This window comes from Exiguobacterium sp. s59 (assembly GCF_018617475.1).
Lineage (GTDB): Bacteria > Bacillota > Bacilli > Exiguobacteriales > Exiguobacteriaceae > Exiguobacterium > Exiguobacterium aestuarii.
This window is the reverse complement of sequence record NZ_JACSKG010000005.1, coordinates 125,506-142,564: the sequence shown is the minus strand read 5'-3', so window position 1 is coordinate 142,564 and position 17,059 is coordinate 125,506. Positions and strand designations below refer to the sequence as shown.

Sequence of the window (17,059 nt, the reverse complement as noted above, 5' to 3'; positions counted from 1 at the left end):
TGCGTTTCTCACACCTAAGCGCTACACGGGACACGTAGAAACTGATATGATGGGACAGGAATTGATTGTTTATAGAACGGGAGCGGTACGACATGAACTGGCACGCGGTTAAAAGACAACTGAATGGATGGGCGATCCTCAGCTTTCTCGCGATTTTATTGATCGTCTTGCCGGGAGTCGTCGTGCTCGTCGAATTGTTCGCACCGGTCAACGAGAACTGGCAGCACATTCAAGAGTATTTGTTGCCCCGTTACGTACGGAACACGTTGTTCATCATGTTGGCCACTGGTCTTCTGACGACTGTGATCGGAACGAGCCTCGCTTGGTTCGTGACCGTCTATGATTTTCCGTTCCGTCGCTTCTTTAAATGGGCACTCATCTTGCCGCTGGCGATCCCGCCTTATATCGGGGCGTATACGTATCACGGCATCTTAAACTATACGGGTGTGATTCAAACGACGTTACGGAACCAGTTCGGCATCACCGTCGATCAATCGTACTTCAATATCATGTCGATTCAGGGAACAGTGTTTATCTTCACCTTGTTCCTGTATCCATACATCTATACGATTACACGAGCTTTCCTGCATAACCAGTCGTCCTCGATGATTGAGAACGCACGGATTCTCGGGCGTGGGTCGTGGGATATTTTCTTCACCGTCGTCATTCCGATTTCCCGAGTTGCCATCATCGGTGGCGTCAGTCTCGTCTTGATGGAAGTACTCAACGATTATGGCGTCGTAAAATATTTCGGGATTCAGACGTTCAGTACCGCTATTTTTAGCACATGGTTCGGGATGAAAGACACGTCGTCGGCATTGAAGCTAGCGGGTACCCTTATGATTCTTGTCATCGCCATCTTGACGATGGAACGGCTCGTACGGGGACGAAAGCAGTTCAGTTACGCTTCGACGAAAGTGAAGCCGCTCAAACCGAGACCGCTTCAAGGATGGCATCGCTACGCGGTATTCACCTACGTCTCAATCGTCTTTGCAATCGCATTCGTCATTCCGTTCACGCAGTTGACGGCTTGGACGTTCCTGACGTTCGATACGGTCTTCACGGAAGAATTTTGGCAACTCGTTTGGAATACGGTTCGTGTCGCTTTTATCGCAACAGTGATTATCCTGCTATTCGCACTCATCATTGCGAACTATACGCGACTATTCCCATCGAACATGACACGCGTCATTTCGAAGGTGACGACGCTCGGGTATTCGATTCCGGGAGCAGCGATTGCGATTGCAGTCATCACGCTCTTCTTATGGCTCGATGACAAAGTGCTCGACATGGCTAAGGCACTCGACTTGAGTCAGACGTTCGTGTTTCGTACGACGCTCATCATGCTCATCTTTGCCTACGTCATCCGCTTCCTCGCTATCGGATACAACTCGATCGAGAGCGGATTCGAGAAGGTCGGGAAGTCGTTCACAGAAGCGTCTCGCATGCTTGGATGGAACACGGTCCAAACGTTCTTCCGCGTGGATATCCCGATGATCAAAGGCGCTATCATGAGCGCGTTTATCCTCGTCTTTATTGATATTATGAAAGAGTTACCATTGACGCTCTTTTTACAACCATTTAACTTTTCGACGCTTGCGACACAGGCGTTCAAATATGTGAGTGATGAGAAGATTCACGAAGCGGCACTCGCTTCGATCGTCATCGTCCTCATGAGTGGACTGTTGATTTTCGTTTCCCATAAGGTGCTTGATAAGGAGGCCGACTAATGTTTGTTCAAATCAACGATTTACATTTTAGCTATAAAGGTGCGCATGAAGAAACAATCAAAGGGTTCTCGATTTCGATTACAAAAGGCGAAATCGTCTCGCTTCTTGGGGATAGCGGTTCTGGGAAAAGTACGATTCTCCGATTGATCGCAGGACTCGAGATGCCGAACCAAGGCGTCGTCGTCGTGAACGACTGTGTCTGTTGCGACGATTGTCAGTTCATGCCGCCAGAAGATCGTGGCGTCGGGATGGTCTTCCAAGATTACGCACTCTTCCCGCACATGACTGTTGAAAAGAACATTCGATTCGGCCTTCACAAGCTTAGTCGCAAGGAACGGAATGCGCGTGTCGAAGAGATGCTCGAACTCGTCAATTTGACGGAGTTCCGTCACCGTTATCCGTACGAACTTAGTGGAGGACAACAGCAGCGTGTCGCACTCGCTCGTGCGCTTGCGCCGAAACCGGCGTTGTTGATTCTAGACGAACCGTTCAGTAACTTGGATACGTCACTCCAACATCGAATTCGCGACGACCTTCGCCGTCTTTTGAAGCAGACGGGCACGACGACGATTTTCGTGACACACGATGAGGAAGATGCCGAGGCGCTTGCTGACCGCATCGTCTACCTCGGAGAAGGCAAAATTAAAAAGCAAGTCATGACGGAGAACAACAAGACGTTCAATCCGCAGATTCCTTGCTTCGTATAAGTTCAGCGCACTCATTGATGAAATGGGTGCGTTTTTTTGTGGAGTTCATCGTTCAATGAATCGATGGTCTAAATCAGACAGGTGTTCCTGCCAATCTTTCCAAGAGGACTGAAGTGACGTGATCAATTCGTGCCCACCAAAGCTAATCGTACTCTCATGGGACGCATAAATGACCCAGTTCATGTGTTGGTCGAACCAATAGCGTTCTAAATAGCGCCCGTCGTAACAAGGATCCAAGGAAGCGGTATCGATTTGCCAAAGCGTACGGTCCTCGTGTAGTTCAAAGATGACATCCGCTCCTCGACGCGCGATCCATTGCTGAATATCCTCGATTTTTTGATCAATGTCTTCAATATAATCGCTATCGAACGCGATCACATCGGTGCGCCCGGCAGTCGATAGAGGGTACCAATAATATGAATCCGTCACACCTCAAATGGCGCGAATTCTTCTCTTTAACTGATTTGCGAGAGGTGATGAAAGTTGCGTCTTCATGATGTGTAAACTCCTTATCCTAAACATAATCTATGTATTGCTACATCTACTATACATGGGAAATAGAAAAACGTCCTTAGCAGTGAGCTAAGGACGTTTCGTACTACTTCGCTGTCTGAGACGGTTTTGACTCGTTCCCAAGTTGGTCAATCGCAGTCACATAATAGGATGTGGTATTGTCACTTGCAACTTCGATACTCTTTCGTGCATGGGACGGAATGCTTTCGATATGAGTCGCTTTTCCGTCGACGACTTCATAGATGCGATATCCAATCACGCTCTCTTGACGAACGGCGTGCCATGTCAACAAGTTTCCTTTTAGTTCGACTGCCGTTGGTGTCTCGAGTTCGACAGTTTCGTTCAGCTCGGTATCCACAAGCTCTGTATAGACGACAAATCGTTTATCATAGCCCCCGTCCCCGAACGTACCCGAACAGGTAATCAAATTTAAGTTTCGATTTGATGTGGCACCGAAAATCTCTTCGATTGGCGCGGTTTTCGTATCATAGCGTTCTGTTTTCGTGACGCGGAATCGTAAGGTGTTTCCCGCCTCATCTTGAATCAGAACGTCATCACCTTTTGTCAGTTGATCGAGTTGATAAAAGATAGCCGGGCCGGTTTTGCTGTCGACGTGACCGGCAATCACAGCATTTCCTTTGCTACCCGGTGTGACACCGGGTTCGAACCACCCGACCTGGTTCTCATCTTCTGGTACACCCATCTGTCCATTGTCTAGGACCCCAACTTGTTCGATGGCGGTGTCGACATCGATTTTAGGGATCTGGATTTGAACAGGGGTAACGGCCTTGGCGTTTTCTTCTTCCTCGGCTAAACGTAGCTTTTTCACCTCTTCCTGTAGAAGTGAGAATTCAGCCGTTAAATCTGGGCTCTCCTCTATTTGTTTTTCTTCTACAGGTGGTGACGACGATTCTTGGGCGCTCGTCCACGTCCAGAAGCTAAAACAAAAGAGAGAGAGCGCCAGAAACAAAAGGCGCTTGTTCATGGGACTCCCTCCTTATTGATTATTGTTCAGACACTTTACGTTTGCGAAGCGTTACGAAGGCGAGTAAGATTCCGCCAAGTACAGCTAATCCAGCGTAGAGAGTGTTCATTGATTGTTCTTGTGCACCACCGAGACCTGTTTCAGGCATCTCTTCAGGCATCATTGTTTCTTCGAACTTGTCAGGCATTTGTGTCACGATCGCGTTACCGAGTGTTTCACCAACACCGAACATGAACGCATATCCTTCACGGAATGACATCCAAGCCGCTTCTGCATCGCCTGCGACATATTGATCAAATGTGTCGAGTACAAGCGCTTCGTGCTGTTTGATGGCTTCTTCACCGGCAGCTTGTGGTAAGTTACCTTCTGTTGCTGCATCGAGGAATGTGCTGAAGTCGACAGCGAAAGTATCAAGTCGCATACGCGCATCTTCAATCATCGCTTCGTCACCTTCAAGTGTAGCGGCTACGATATCACCTTGTGCTGTGATGTGATCCGAGTTCCAAACTTTTTCGAACTGTGCAGCACCTTCGTCACCATATACAGATGCGATGGCCGCTTTAAAGTCGAGTGTGTTTTGGTCTTCTGCCCATGTCACGTAGTCATAGTCCTCTGCTTGATCGTAACCTTTTTGCATACCGATTGCAGCGAGGGCGAAGTGCTCACCTGCAAGACTGTTCAATGTCGAGCGGAGTTCAACAGCTGGTGTGTCAGCTCCAGTCGTGAATTTGTCAGGCATTTGTGTGACGATTGCACCTGAGAGGGCTTTACTGATGTTGAACATGTGCTTGTAACCTTCACGGAACGTCATGTAAGCTTCTTCATAATCTCCTTCGACATAGTTATCGAATACAGAGAGGACTTGGTCTTCATGAAGTTCAAGTGCATCGGCTGCTGCGTCTTTCGGTAAGTTTCCTTCAGTCGCTGCGTCGAGGAATGTTGAGAATTCTTCTACGAACTCATCGACTTCCGCTTCAGCTTCCATACGTAGTTCTTGGTTGTCTGATTTTGCAGCTTCTACGAAATCATCTGAATAGTCGTTATGGCCACGGAAGATTTCTTCAAACTGTGCAGCGCCTTCTTCACCGTAGATTGAAGCGATAGCTGGTGTCATGTCGAGTGCGTTTTGATCGAGTGCTTGATCTGCGACCTCAGCATCTGCTGCCTCGTCATATCCTTTCATCATCGATGTGACGGCTAATACGTAGTGCTCAGATAAGAGTTGATCGAGTGTGGCGCGAAGGTCACCTGCTGGTGTGCTTGCTGTCGGTGTGTGATCCGCCGCTTGTGCGTTGACCGGTACGAGTAGTCCTAAGGCTAGTGCCGGTGCTACGATTTTGTTTAACGTCTTCTTCTTCATGTGTAATCGCTCCTTTTCGTAAGTGAGTGTTGTCGTTATTTACACCCATCTAACGGAGCGGTTCAAAAAATGGATCACTCTTTTTTTATTTTTTTTTCGTTTTTTTGTTGAAGAGTGCGATAAACCCCTGGTGCTACGCCATATTTTCGTTTAAAAATTCTGTGGAAATATGGATAACTTCGAAATCCAGACAGTTCCGCAATCGTTTCTAACGAATGTTTTGTATAGCGCATTTGCTCTTCGGCAAGCTGTAGACGAATCGATTGTGCATATTCGATGATCGTCATCCCGGTCCCTTCTTTAAAGAGATGGACGGTCCGTGAAACACTAAGTCCGACCTCTATAGCGACGTCTGCCACTTTGAAGTCACTCGTGACGTGGGCTTCGATAAAACGCATCATGCGTGAGACGACTGGAGGTCGTGCATGGGAATGAACGTCTTGGATGGCGCGATCGAGCATGAGTAAGAGCGCTTGGACGAGTGTTTCGATTAATCCAGTGCTCTGTTCAGAAGGCGGCCGACGCACTTCTTCCGTGATGTGTTGCCATAGCGATAGGAGACGGGAATCAATGGTGATGGAATACAGTCGCTCCCGTGGGATCGCATGCCACCATGTATCAATCAAGGATCCGGTACAAAAGATATGGTAGTCTCCGCTCGCGGGTGTGTCGACATGCATTTCATAGAAGTCACCCGGACGAACAATCAATACGTCACCAGGTCGTGTGAATAGTGTTTCCCCATTGACGACCACCCGAGCCGTTCCTTCCGTCTGCAATCGAATCAGATACGTATCGAGTCGGTTAGCAAATGGAAAAGTATAAGTCGTTGTATGATATGAATAGCCACAAAAGCCGATTTCCATAATAATCTCCTCTTTTAATAGCAAGATTGTATATATCTTAATCATATCATGGATGGTCATGCATACTTGAAGGCAGTACGATGAAAGCGTTGAAACGGAAATGAACTTCAAGGAGGATGTAACATGAAACAATGGTGGAAAGAAGCGGTCGTATATCAAATTTATCCACGGAGCTTCAATGATTCGAACGGGGACGGAATCGGTGATATCCAAGGAATCACGGAGAAGATGTCTTACTTGGCAGAACTCGGGATCGATGTCATCTGGCTCTCGCCGGTGTATGACTCGCCGAACGATGACAACGGATACGACATCCGTGATTACCGTGCCATCATGGATGAGTTCGGTACGATGGACGACTTTGATGCGATGCTTGAGGAAGCACACCGTCACGGGGTTAAAATCATGATGGACCTTGTCGTCAACCACTCTTCTGACGAACACCAATGGTTCATAGAGTCGCGTTCTTCAAAAGAGAGCCCATACCGTGACTATTACATTTGGAAAAAAGGGAAAGACGGTCAGCCACCGACGAATTGGGGAGCTTTCTTCGGCGGAAGTGCTTGGCAGTATGATGAAGCAAGTGATGAGTATTATCTTCACCTCTTCAGTAAGAAACAACCTGATTTGAACTGGGAAAGTGAGACGCTTCGTCGTGAAGTGTATGACCTTATGACGTATTGGCTCGATAAAGGAGTCGACGGGTTCCGGATGGACGTCATCAATATGATTTCCAAAGATCCAAGCTATCCGGATGGTCAAACGCAAGGAACGGGCTACGGTGACGGTACGCCATTCTTCTTCAATGGACCACGCATCCATGAATTCATGCAAGAGATGAATCGAGAAGTCTTATCGAAATACGACACCATCACGGTTGGTGAGATGCCAGGTGTCAGTGTGGAAGAAGCGAAGCTTTATACGGGGGAAGACCGTAACGAACTGAACATGGTCTTTCATTTTGAGCACGTAGACGTCGGAAACGGCAGCTTCGGGAAATGGAATCCGACGGACTGGAAGTTGACCGAGTTAAAGACGATCTTCTCACGTTGGCAAGAAGGACTGGAAGAGGAAGGGTGGAACAGCCTGTACTGGAGTAACCACGACCAGCCACGAGCCATCTCGCGCTTCGGAAACGATTCACCTGAGTATCGAGTCCGTTCTGGGAAGATGCTTGCGACGCTCCTTCATCTATTAAAAGGAACACCTTATATTTATCAAGGCGAAGAGTTTGGGATGACGAACGTCGCGTTTGATTCGATTGATCAGTATCGGGATATTGAGACGTTGAACGCCTATCGTGATTACACATCAAAAGGGTTGTTAACGCACGACGAGATTTTCCGTGGAATCCATGAGCGGGGACGCGACAATTCACGCACGCCGGTACAATGGTCGAACGAAGCGCACGGTGGATTTACGACGGGGACGCCTTGGATTGAGGTCAATCCGAACTATGTCGACATCAATGCGGAAGCGGCACGGAAAGACCCGGAATCGTTATTCCATTACTACCGTCAGTTGATTGCGCTTCGTAAAGCCAATCCGCTCGTCGTCTATGGGAAGTATGAGCTCTTGCTCCCGGAAGATGAGGCGGTCTATGCGTTCACACGATCGTTCGAAGGAGAAACTTGGCTCGTGCTCTGTAACTTCTCAGGCGACACACAACAACGTGATTTACCATATGACGTCAAAGAACGCGTCATCGGCAACATGGAACCGATTGACCCTTTCACCCTTCGTCCTTACGAAGCACAAGTGTATAAACTGTGACGAAAAGCTCGCCATTTGGCGAGCTTTTTTGAGTGCATACGTATCTTCTTTTCATGATTCGGGAATAGAATAAATAACGTCTGACATGAAAAGAGGGAACGACATGGGTACTTTAATCGCTTACTCTTCGAGATATGGGACAAGTGAAAAAGTGGCGTCTCTACTCGCTGAACGGTTATCGGGAGACGTTCATGTCCAAAATATCGTGGAAGAGCCGATTGTCATGTGGGAGACAATCGATCACGTCATCGTCGGCAGCTCGATTCGGATGGGCACCATCCAGGACGAGATGAAGGAATGGTTGACCAATCATGAAGAACACTTGCTCGAGCGCCCCCTTGCTTTGTATTTGTGTGCTGGCACACCGACAGAATCAGAGCGGATTCGTGAGTTAGAAGAAGCCTATCGTGCCGCACTGCGCGAGCATGCCTATTTCGTCGAAGTCGTCGGCAGCGGGTATGACTTTGAACGAATGGGCTTTTTAGACAAAGCAATCGTGAGAATGATGGCCAAACAGAAAGAAAGCTCGCTTGAACTCGATGAGGACAAATTGGACCAGCTCGTGGAGGCGGCTCAAACGTCCGAACGCACCCGGTCTGAGAATCCGTAAGCGAGTAGATCTTGCACATCGATTGGGCTTTTCGTGGAGATGAGTACATCTCCACTTTTTTTCTGCCCTTCGATTTGATGAAGTGCGATGTTCTCCAGCTGACGTCCTATTTTCAAAGCGATTGGCGCAGATTCGTGGCATCGCAAGTTTTTGATGGTCACTTCATCGGTTCGGTTGTCTCCCCCGAACAGTTCGAGGTCAGCCCGAGCCGTTGTAAATCCGCTCACAGAGATGCGATGTAATTGAACGCGTTTCGACTTATATTGAATCGCAAGCGCTGGGTTCTGCTCATAGTCGTAAGTCGGGTCACCGATGGCGGTCAATCCATGAATCAAGACATCCTGATACGCCGAGACGACTAGACTTCTTGGAGAGGATTTTGCGTATAGCGAACTTCTAACCGGTTCGATGGACACCAAGTTCGTACCAGACAGAAAGCGTGCCGTCGCCGAATCGGGGTCGTCCGCTAAATGATGACTGATGTGGCGGAAATTGAATGAGCGATTGTCATGAACGGAGAGATGTCCGAAGATATGGACATCATGAGCGGCTGACGAGGTGCCATGTGCCTTCACTTCGATTCCGCCAAAACAGCCTTCACTTTTATTGTTTACGAGTGTGACATGTCGAGATCCGTCGTCGATTTCAATGCCGTTCGAGTTTGAGAATCCGAGGGCATGCGTTCGACCATGAGGATGATGACAATAGCAGTTGGTAATATAGATAGCATCACTATGATGTGTCGTGATTCCGTCATCGCCATAGTTCGTCGCCTCGAGGTGGTCGAGGTGGATGTAGCGACTGCCGTTTGCGGCGCGGAGTCCATCTCCGAGATAATGATAGTGTGGAGACGTGATATCGAACGCATGTAGTCCGGCATTCTTGGCCGTCACGTGATGCACCCAGCCATACGTCACGTGCGCAAACGTCAAAGCGCTCGATGTCGTGTCACCGCTCGTCGTACGTTTCACATCGCCTAATCGTGCAACGTTCCAATCGAGCGTCAAGTGACATACCTCGATATGATGATTTCCCGCAAATGGGGTGGCGTTTCGCAACAGTCTTCGATGCTTTGGGGCACGATTGGATAGTTTTAGAATCGTGACATCTTGACCGGCACCTTCTAGCACACAGTTGGAAGGGAGGCGAATACCTCGAACGATATACACGCCTGCTGGGACAAAGACACGACGGTTGGAACGGAGGGCGAGACGAAAGGCGAGGGTACAATCCGTTTTACCATCTCCGACGGCCCCATAGTCCGTCACGTCGACGCGTTGTTTCGTGACCTGTATCAGATTCAAATATTCCGCATCGAGTCGCCGCATCCAAACAGGACGAACGATTCCATCGATTTGTTCGAGCGGAAGTGATGTTTGGACAGGAGCAATGCGTTCCGTCAATGGAATTCGGCAAGGTATGGACAGTTGTTGCGCTGAGTAAGACTTTTCGCGTGTCGCTCGGTGCCACTCGAGTGATTGATGAATCAGGTCTTCAGACCAATCCGAATAAGAAGCGATCATCGAGGCGATTGATTGTTGCTCTCTTGCGTTTTTCATAATAGATCCTCCTAGCATCATCTTCTCTAGCATGTACCCGTTTCACCTTGTTTTTTAGCAATCAGAAGTATTTACTAGACAGAAGCATCTAGTCGTGTTATATTCAATATGTGCTTAATTAAGAATAGCTGGAATCATAATTCACAAGTGCTTGGGATTATTTTTCATTAGATAATCCAGAGGCTTGTATTTTTTTTGGTCAAGTTTTTTCTAGTAAGGCACTACTATAACGCATAGCGTTTATTTCAGGAGGGTTCATTCATGAACACAGGTAAAGTAAAATGGTTTAACTCAGAAAAAGGTTACGGCTTCATCGAAATGGAAGGCGGAGACGACGTATTCGTACACTTCTCAGCAATCCAAGGCGACGGCTTCAAGACACTTGAAGAAGGCCAAGAAGTAACTTTCGAAATCACAGACGGAGCTCGTGGACCACAAGCTTCTAACGTTGAAAAAATCTAATCTTCCTTTCTAAGGAATATGATACCTGCTCGCATCGGCGAGCAGGTTTTTTTGTGTTTAATCGTGTAGTTTGAGGGAACAGTATACGAGCGACAAATCATGAAGGAGGAATTTGGAATGAGTGCAAAAGAAACAGCTTTGAAGATCCTAGATTCAAGTGATGTAGGGACGATGGCGACCGTATATAAGGTGAAGCCCCATAGTCGATACATGACATTTTTCCATGATGATTTCACGCTCTATACAGCAACCTCGAATGATACAGATAAGGTAGAGGAATTAGAAAAGAATCCATATACGCATATTTTGATTGGTTATGATGGAGATGGAGTGGGAGACACCTACTTAGAAATCTTAGGTAAAGCGACTGTGTCAGACGATGAATCGATGAAAGAAAAAGTGTGGAACGACAAACTCGAGGGCTGGTTTGATGGTCCGGACGATCCGAAATTGGTCATTCTCAAAATCGAACCAGAATCGATGCGTGTGATGAACAAAAAAGGGCAGCCACCTCAAGAAGTAACATTGTAAACTTCTCAAAGACGCCTCGAGTAGGCGTCTTTTTGCTGGATGTGAATAGAGTGTGACGTACATATGGACGAATCATGAACAAAGCAAAATACATATGTGAAATAGTGAACATAGGTGTTATATTGTGAATGTAATCACATTATTCATTTATTCAACTTCTTGAAAGGGAGGAATCATCATGTTCACGAAATTTTGGCAAAATCATAACATCGCTACGGCAATCTTGACGGTGTTACGTGTATGGCTCGGTTATCATTGGTTAACAGCAGGTTGGGGTAAAATCACAGGTGGCTTTGGAACGGAAGGTTTCTTAAACAACGCGGTGACGCTCGCGACTGGAGAGCATCCAGCCGTCGCGGGATGGTGGGCTGCATTCTTAGAAAACTTTGCGATTCCGAACGCCGGATTATTCGATGTCCTTATTCCTTATGGTGAATTTTTGGTCGGGTTAGGGTTATTGCTCGGTGCACTCACACGTAGCGCGGCGTTCTTCGGTCTTGTCATGAACATGGCGTTCTTGCTCTCAGGGACGGTCAGTACGAACCCGACGATGTTGATCGTATCTGTATTGATTTTGGTTGCTGGACATAACGCAGGAAAAATCGGAGTCGATGGCTTGTTCCTTCGCAACTTCGTCGAAACAAAAGTATTGCATCGTTCACCAAATCGTCAAATAGCCTCGTAACTTTTATGCACTCTCCTGTGACAAACCTCTCATGTTTCGGCTACGATAGATATAGCCTACAGAGATAAAGGAGAACGCATATGACTACGACTCATTTTAAATGGCTTGGCTACACAGAAGGTGTGTCCTTCTTGTTGTTACTGTTCATCGCGATGCCACTGAAATATATGGCGGGTATTCCACTCGCGGTCAGCATCGTCGGCGCTGCACATGGTTTCTTGTTTGTTGCTTACGTGCTCGCAGCCGTTTACATGGCATGGCGCTTCCGTTGGGGCTTCAAAGTTCTGACGCTTGCCGTCATGGCATCGGTCATCCCATTCGGACCATTTTTATTAGAAAAACGGGTACTCCCGTCAACAGAGAAGACATCGAACTGATTCGTTCGATGTCTTTTTTCGTTACGAGATGCGTTCGATCGACTGGACTTCTGCTCGTTCTGCTTGGATATCGTGACGGATGCGATAGGTGAGTGTGAATGTACATAAGAGTAGACCAATCATACAGGCGGTGTATAGATGAGCGACCGGAACAAGGTCACTCAATACCCCGAATAGGATGAATCCGATTGGCGTGATGCCCATCGCAAGTGACTCGAGTACCCCGATCACGCGACCTAAATAGTTAGGGTCCGTATTCGTTTGTAAGAGCAATTGAACTGGAATGTTGACACGTACGATAAAGAAACCACTCAGTAAAGCGAACATCGCAAAAAAGAAAATCGAAGTGAAGACGTTGAAGTTAAAATATAATGGAATGGCAGGGCCGACGAATAGAACGCTAAGTATGGTCAGTGCAGAGCGCATAGTCGACAGGCGATGTTTGATATTGAATAACGGCAAGGCGTGAAGTAAAGAAGCGACTAAAAAACCAATGGCAACCATGCTTTCAAGTAGCCCGAACTGAAACGGCGACACACCGACCTCTTGTAAAGCTGCAATCGGGAACAACACTTCTGACGCGACGAAAAAGAAGTTCAAAAATGCAGCTAAGACGGCGACTGTCCATAAGACCGGTTGCTGTTTTAAATAAGAGAGACCAGACCGTACATCTTCCCAGGTGGATTGTTCGGTTGGAGCAACCTCTTTCTGATGGAATTTGAGTCGAGAGGCAAGCAAGGCGGCAATCATAAAGAATAGGGCTGAGCTGAATAAAAAAGCTGGAATCGGTATGAGTTTAAACAGTGCTCCGGCAAGAAGCGGTGTACCGATACTTGAGATGGAAATGATGCTTTGGATAAGGGAGTTGGCGCGTTGAAGTTCTTCTTCTTTAAAAAGAAGTGGAATCGAACTCGAGATCGTGACCGATAAGAACGTGGAGACGATGGATAAGAAGAAGGTGATGACATAAAAGGCAGGTGCTTCAAACGTCCAAATCAAGCTTGCAATCCCTGCGAGTAAAAATAATCCTCCATTCAAAGACTCCATCCTAATGATGACTCGTTTTCGGTCAAGCTTATCCGCATAAGCGCCGGCAAATGGTGACAAAAGAACGCGCGGCAATGTTCCTGCAAGTAAGACGAATGCGAATTGCAGTCCAGATCCAGTCGTCGTCAACACCGTTAATCCTGCCACGAACGTAAATAAGTTGGATGCAAACAGAGACATAAATTTACCGAGTAATAAAATTGATAAATTGGAAGAAAAGAATTTCATCAAAAGCACTCCTTTGCAAAATAGTTAAATGTGATTTAACATTAGCATAAAGGTAATTGAGTGAAATGTAAACATAAAGTTCAATGTAATTTAACTTAATGAGGTGGCATATGATTGGTGAACGAATTAAAGCGTTACGAAAACAGAAAAAAATGACCCAAACGCAATTGGCGGAAGGGATTGTCACAAAATCGATGCTCAGTATGATTGAGAACGGGAAAGCAGAAGCATCAATGCGCAGTTTGCGAGAACTTGCCAGTCGATTAGATGTATCGATGCAACAGTTATTGACCGATCCAAAAGAGGCTGAACTGCAGTCGCTGGTGGAAAAGCTAGAGTTTGAGGAGATGCAACTCCTTTCACTACCGGATCAGGAAATTCGGGAAATGCTCAATCCTTACTTACAGGAAGAAATGAACTCTGTGTGGCAAGGAAAAGCATACATGTTGTATGGTGATACGTACTTTCAAGAGGGCGAGAGTGAGAGAGTACTAGCTTACTATGACCGCGCGATTGAGATTTTTGAGAAGCTAGGTGAGTCCGAGGAATTGGCGATGGGACGAATTAGCCAGGCTTATTATTTATTGATGTGGAATCGATATGAAGAATCGATTGAACGGATTGAAGCGATTGAACTGCTTGATGCAAAATATATGAAAACAAAGACACGAACTGAATATGCCATGTTGATTGTCTTTAAAAATCTTCTGTGTGATGAGGATTTGGAAGGCTCAATTCGACAGCTTGAAGACGTGCTCGACTATATGAAGCGAACGATGATTTATTATCGTGCGGACGACGTGTATCGCACCATTTCGATTTGTGCGCTTTATTTGAACGACGAGAAGCAAGTTTGTGATTCTTTACAAAAGGCGAAGCAATACATTCAATTCACCGAAGACCGTTTGGCAGAAATCAAAGTGGCGCTTTCTGAAGCACTCTATGCGATGGAATATCGTCATATCGATCTGTTAGGGGCAAACGTCAAGTTGATGGAATCGCTCACGACAGAGATCGAGCCTTTCATTGCGGCGATTTCGATGGCAAAAGGTGTGTACTACGCTTACCAAGGGGAATCGGAAAAAGGAAGAGAGTGTTTATTGGCATTATGGGGAAACAAAGACGAGTGGAAAACACACAGTTTAGTCGATATCGCGATTTACTACGAAGGGTTATTGAGGGGAACACTGAACGGATGTGGGGACGATTGGGTACTGGTCATCGAAGAACAAGTAGCGGAATTCCCGCAAGGGCTGTTTCGCAAACGTTTAGAAACATTGCTACAACAAATCAAGGGCTGACGTATCAGCCCTTGAATGTTTGAATCAATGTCCCTTGACCATGTTCGACTTGGACAGAAGCGTGAGCCCCGTTGACGAGCGTCATCTGTGGGGGGACGTGTCCACAATCAATATCGTAAAAGATTGGAATACCTAGCATGTGGTGAAGCTCTTCATATATCATCTCGACCGTATAGTCTTGATGCACAGATGGTGCATCACTTCGTCCGAATAGAATACCAGACGTATGATCGAACCAACCGGCCCACTTCATTTGAAGGAGGGTCCTTTTTAATGCGGGGACGTTCATCTCGGCATTCTCAAAATACCAAAGAATCGGTTCATCATTCAGGTAATCGTGTTGGAATGTCCTGACGTCGCCATACGGTGTCCCGATTGTATGTAAGAGCACATCGAGACATCCACCAAGCAATCGACCTGTCGCGTGTTGACCCCCAATCGCTTTCCATTCAGTTGTTTCCGTTAAATGAAACAGGTGTGGCGTCGGATTGTCAAACTGCCATTCCTTTTGAAACTTCTCAGACGAGCGCTGGATGACTGTCTCGTTGACCCGCGTCGACAAAACATCGAGCCAACGTGAACTCGTCTCGTCCCACATATCCGCACGTAAATCGACCAGGTTCGGACCATGGGCCGAGGCGATCCCGGTTTTTAACGTATAGACGAAGAGCAACAAACTCGTATCTGAATAACCGAGCATCCATTTTGCGGGTAAGGATTGCCACTCGATTTGGTCGAGGATCTCCATTAAAAGTTCTCCGCCCCAAGGCGGAATGATCAAGTCGACAGTGTCGTCTTGAAGGAGATTGGTCAGTTCATTTACTCGTACGCGAGCCGGGGAAGACTTCCCGAATTGTTGTTTCCACGCATTTGGAGTGAATTGTAATGTGAACCCTCGATCAGAAAACTTATGTTCCGCTTGATGCAATAAATGGTGTAGTTCTGTTGGTATACCGGATGATGGGGCAGTGACCCCGATTTGATGACCGGTTAACTGTGGATAACGAATCATGACGACCTCCTGTGGATAAGTGATAAATGGGATGGGGTAAGACGGTTATCCACATGTGGACAACTAGTTGGAACGCATACGTTCTGCATGACGCATTCCCCATTCGTTCATTGCTTCGAGAATCGGGATGAGTGTTTTCCCGTACTCACTTAAGCGATAGTCGACACGGGGTGGAACTTCTGGATAGACGGTCCGGATGACGATATCCTGTTCTTCTAAGTCACGGAGTTGCGAGGTCAATATCTTTTGACTGATCTTTGGTAATGCTCGCTTCAACTCACTGAAGCGTAACGTGTCCCCATTGATTAGGACGAGGAGGATGGAGTGCTTCCATTTTCCTGTGATTAGTTCAAGTGCCGTATCGACTTCGCAGCTTGCTATCTTCGTCACAATCGCTCTTCCTTTCCAATAGTATCGTTGAGGTAACTATACCACCTTTTTGTGCCTACTTCTGCAACATAAGTCGAGCGGGTATAGTGAAGGTGAGGTGATTGTATATGAAAATCGAAAATATTGAACTAGGACCGGTGACACTTCGGGTTCGTGACATCGAACAAGTGACACAATTTTATGTAGACGTGATCGGGATGAGCGTCCAAGAAGAAACCGAAGAGCTTGTCACGCTCGGAACGAAGGAGCGCCCGCTCGTCATCTTGCACAGTGTTCCCGAGGCGAAGACAAATCCGCGGGCGGCGGGATTATTTCATTTAGCGATTCTCTTACCGAATCGTGTAGCGTTAGGAAGTATCTTGGCACATCTCATCGAGCGGCGTATCGAAGTCGGGCAAGGCGACCATTTGGTGAGCGAGGCGTTCTACTTGAGTGACCCAGAAGGGAACGGAATCGAGCTATACGCCGATCGTCCGAAAGAACAATGGAGCTATGAAGCGAACGGGCATGTGAAAATGGCGACTGAGCCGGTCGACTATGAATCGATGCTTCAAGCTGCAGCCGATCGACCGTTTACAGGTTTACCAGTCGGGACGACGATGGGACATGTGCATTTTAAAGTCCGGTCCATCGAGGCGGCGAAACGCTTCTACCATGACCGACTCGGGTTCTCCATCACGACTGATTCTTACCCAGGGGCATTGTTCCTTGCGGCCGACGGATATCACCATCACGTTGGGACGAACGTGTGGGCACGTCCGAGTGATGCGCTAGGCGTTGAGGCCGGACTCGAGGCGTGGACACTTCTCGTCGATGAAGAGACGAATCAGGCACTAGGAGGAACATCGTCTGAGTGGTCGTTGACCGATGAAGACGGAATTACCGTGCATATAAAAAGAACGGGCGCTTGAGGCGTCCGTTCT

Annotated in this window: 18 protein-coding genes; 10 read left to right on the top strand and 8 right to left on the bottom strand. The window is 47.2% G+C overall.

Going from position 1 to position 17,059, the window contains the following annotated elements:
• Window positions 1-92 precede the first annotated feature (92 nt).
• A complete protein-coding gene (locus tag KNO91_RS11195) occupies window positions 93-1,730 on the top strand; it encodes an ABC transporter permease (RefSeq protein ID WP_214817969.1) in 1,638 nt (545 codons plus the stop codon).
• Complete coding sequence (locus KNO91_RS11190; protein ID WP_214742571.1) at window positions 1,730-2,437, top strand: ABC transporter ATP-binding protein; 708 nt, start codon at window positions 1,730-1,732, stop codon at window positions 2,435-2,437. Before KNO91_RS11195 ends, KNO91_RS11190 begins: the two co-directional genes overlap by 1 nt.
• Before the next feature lie 45 nt (window positions 2,438-2,482).
• Here the strand turns inward: KNO91_RS11190 and KNO91_RS11185 are convergent, their stop codons facing one another.
• From KNO91_RS11185 to KNO91_RS11170, 4 genes are all read right to left on the bottom strand, one after another.
• A complete protein-coding gene (locus tag KNO91_RS11185; RefSeq protein WP_214817967.1) occupies window positions 2,483-2,866 on the bottom strand; it encodes a hypothetical protein in 384 nt (127 codons plus the stop codon).
• Between the two features lie 169 nt (window positions 2,867-3,035).
• Complete coding sequence (locus KNO91_RS11180) at window positions 3,036-3,935, bottom strand: class F sortase (protein WP_214817965.1); 900 nt, start codon at window positions 3,933-3,935, stop codon at window positions 3,036-3,038.
• A 19-nt stretch (window positions 3,936-3,954) separates the two neighbouring features.
• On the bottom strand, window positions 3,955-5,295 hold the full coding sequence (locus KNO91_RS11175; protein WP_214817963.1) for a globin family protein: 1,341 nt from the start codon (window positions 5,293-5,295) through the stop codon (window positions 3,955-3,957).
• 74 nt (window positions 5,296-5,369) lie between these two features.
• Complete coding sequence (locus KNO91_RS11170) at window positions 5,370-6,161, bottom strand: helix-turn-helix domain-containing protein (protein WP_214796020.1); 792 nt, start codon at window positions 6,159-6,161, stop codon at window positions 5,370-5,372.
• A gap of 123 nt (window positions 6,162-6,284) precedes the next feature.
• On the opposite strand from KNO91_RS11170, the gene KNO91_RS11165 reads away from it, so the two are divergent.
• Together KNO91_RS11165 and KNO91_RS11160 are read left to right on the top strand one after the other, a co-directional pair.
• Window positions 6,285-7,934 (top strand): glycoside hydrolase family 13 protein, encoded by a 1,650-nt coding sequence (locus KNO91_RS11165; RefSeq protein ID WP_214817961.1) that lies wholly within the window; start codon window positions 6,285-6,287, stop codon window positions 7,932-7,934.
• 103 nt (window positions 7,935-8,037) lie between these two features.
• Window positions 8,038-8,544, top strand: coding sequence for a flavodoxin domain-containing protein (locus KNO91_RS11160; protein ID WP_214817959.1), 507 nt, complete (start codon window positions 8,038-8,040; stop codon window positions 8,542-8,544).
• Here the strand turns inward: KNO91_RS11160 and KNO91_RS11155 are convergent.
• Window positions 8,508-10,103: a glycoside hydrolase family 55 protein gene (locus KNO91_RS11155; protein ID WP_214817956.1), complete on the bottom strand. Its 1,596-nt coding sequence runs from the start codon at window positions 10,101-10,103 to the stop codon at window positions 8,508-8,510. The genes KNO91_RS11160 and KNO91_RS11155 overlap by 37 nt on opposite strands.
• Window positions 10,104-10,364: 261 nt before the next feature.
• Between KNO91_RS11155 and KNO91_RS11150 the strand changes: the two genes are divergently transcribed.
• From KNO91_RS11150 to KNO91_RS11135, 4 genes are all read left to right on the top strand, one after another.
• Entirely contained in the window at window positions 10,365-10,565 is a 201-nt protein-coding gene (locus KNO91_RS11150; RefSeq protein ID WP_015880427.1) for a cold-shock protein, read from the top strand.
• A gap of 117 nt (window positions 10,566-10,682) precedes the next feature.
• Window positions 10,683-11,096, top strand: coding sequence for a pyridoxamine 5'-phosphate oxidase family protein (locus KNO91_RS11145; RefSeq protein WP_214695810.1), 414 nt, complete (start codon window positions 10,683-10,685; stop codon window positions 11,094-11,096).
• A 178-nt stretch (window positions 11,097-11,274) separates the two neighbouring features.
• Window positions 11,275-11,781: a DoxX family membrane protein gene (locus KNO91_RS11140; protein WP_214790228.1), complete on the top strand. Its 507-nt coding sequence runs from the start codon at window positions 11,275-11,277 to the stop codon at window positions 11,779-11,781.
• Window positions 11,782-11,861: 80 nt separating this feature from the next.
• Window positions 11,862-12,158, top strand: coding sequence for a DUF3817 domain-containing protein (locus tag KNO91_RS11135; protein ID WP_214746837.1), 297 nt, complete (start codon window positions 11,862-11,864; stop codon window positions 12,156-12,158).
• A gap of 21 nt (window positions 12,159-12,179) precedes the next feature.
• Here the strand turns inward: KNO91_RS11135 and KNO91_RS11130 are convergent, their stop codons facing one another.
• Window positions 12,180-13,433 carry an MFS transporter gene (locus KNO91_RS11130; protein WP_214817954.1) on the bottom strand — a complete coding sequence of 418 codons (1,254 nt, stop codon included), beginning with the start codon at window positions 13,431-13,433 and terminating at the stop codon, window positions 12,180-12,182.
• Between the two features lie 110 nt (window positions 13,434-13,543).
• Here KNO91_RS11130 and KNO91_RS11125 point away from each other — a divergent pair, with 110 nt between their 5' ends.
• The gene (locus KNO91_RS11125) at window positions 13,544-14,734 is read left to right on the top strand and encodes a helix-turn-helix domain-containing protein (protein ID WP_214817953.1); all 1,191 of its coding nucleotides are present in this window, start codon (window positions 13,544-13,546) and stop codon (window positions 14,732-14,734) included.
• A 4-nt stretch (window positions 14,735-14,738) separates the two neighbouring features.
• Here the strand turns inward: KNO91_RS11125 and KNO91_RS11120 are convergent, their stop codons facing one another.
• Both KNO91_RS11120 and KNO91_RS11115 read right to left on the bottom strand, forming a co-directional pair.
• Complete coding sequence (locus KNO91_RS11120) at window positions 14,739-15,746, bottom strand: S66 family peptidase (protein ID WP_214817952.1); 1,008 nt, start codon at window positions 15,744-15,746, stop codon at window positions 14,739-14,741.
• Between the two features lie 63 nt (window positions 15,747-15,809).
• A complete protein-coding gene (locus KNO91_RS11115) occupies window positions 15,810-16,136 on the bottom strand; it encodes a winged helix-turn-helix transcriptional regulator (protein ID WP_214817951.1) in 327 nt (108 codons plus the stop codon).
• A 107-nt stretch (window positions 16,137-16,243) separates the two neighbouring features.
• On the opposite strand from KNO91_RS11115, the gene KNO91_RS11110 reads away from it, so the two are divergent.
• Window positions 16,244-17,047, top strand: a complete 804-nt coding sequence (locus tag KNO91_RS11110; RefSeq protein ID WP_214817950.1) for a VOC family protein — start codon at window positions 16,244-16,246, stop codon at window positions 17,045-17,047.
• Window positions 17,048-17,059 lie beyond the last annotated feature (12 nt).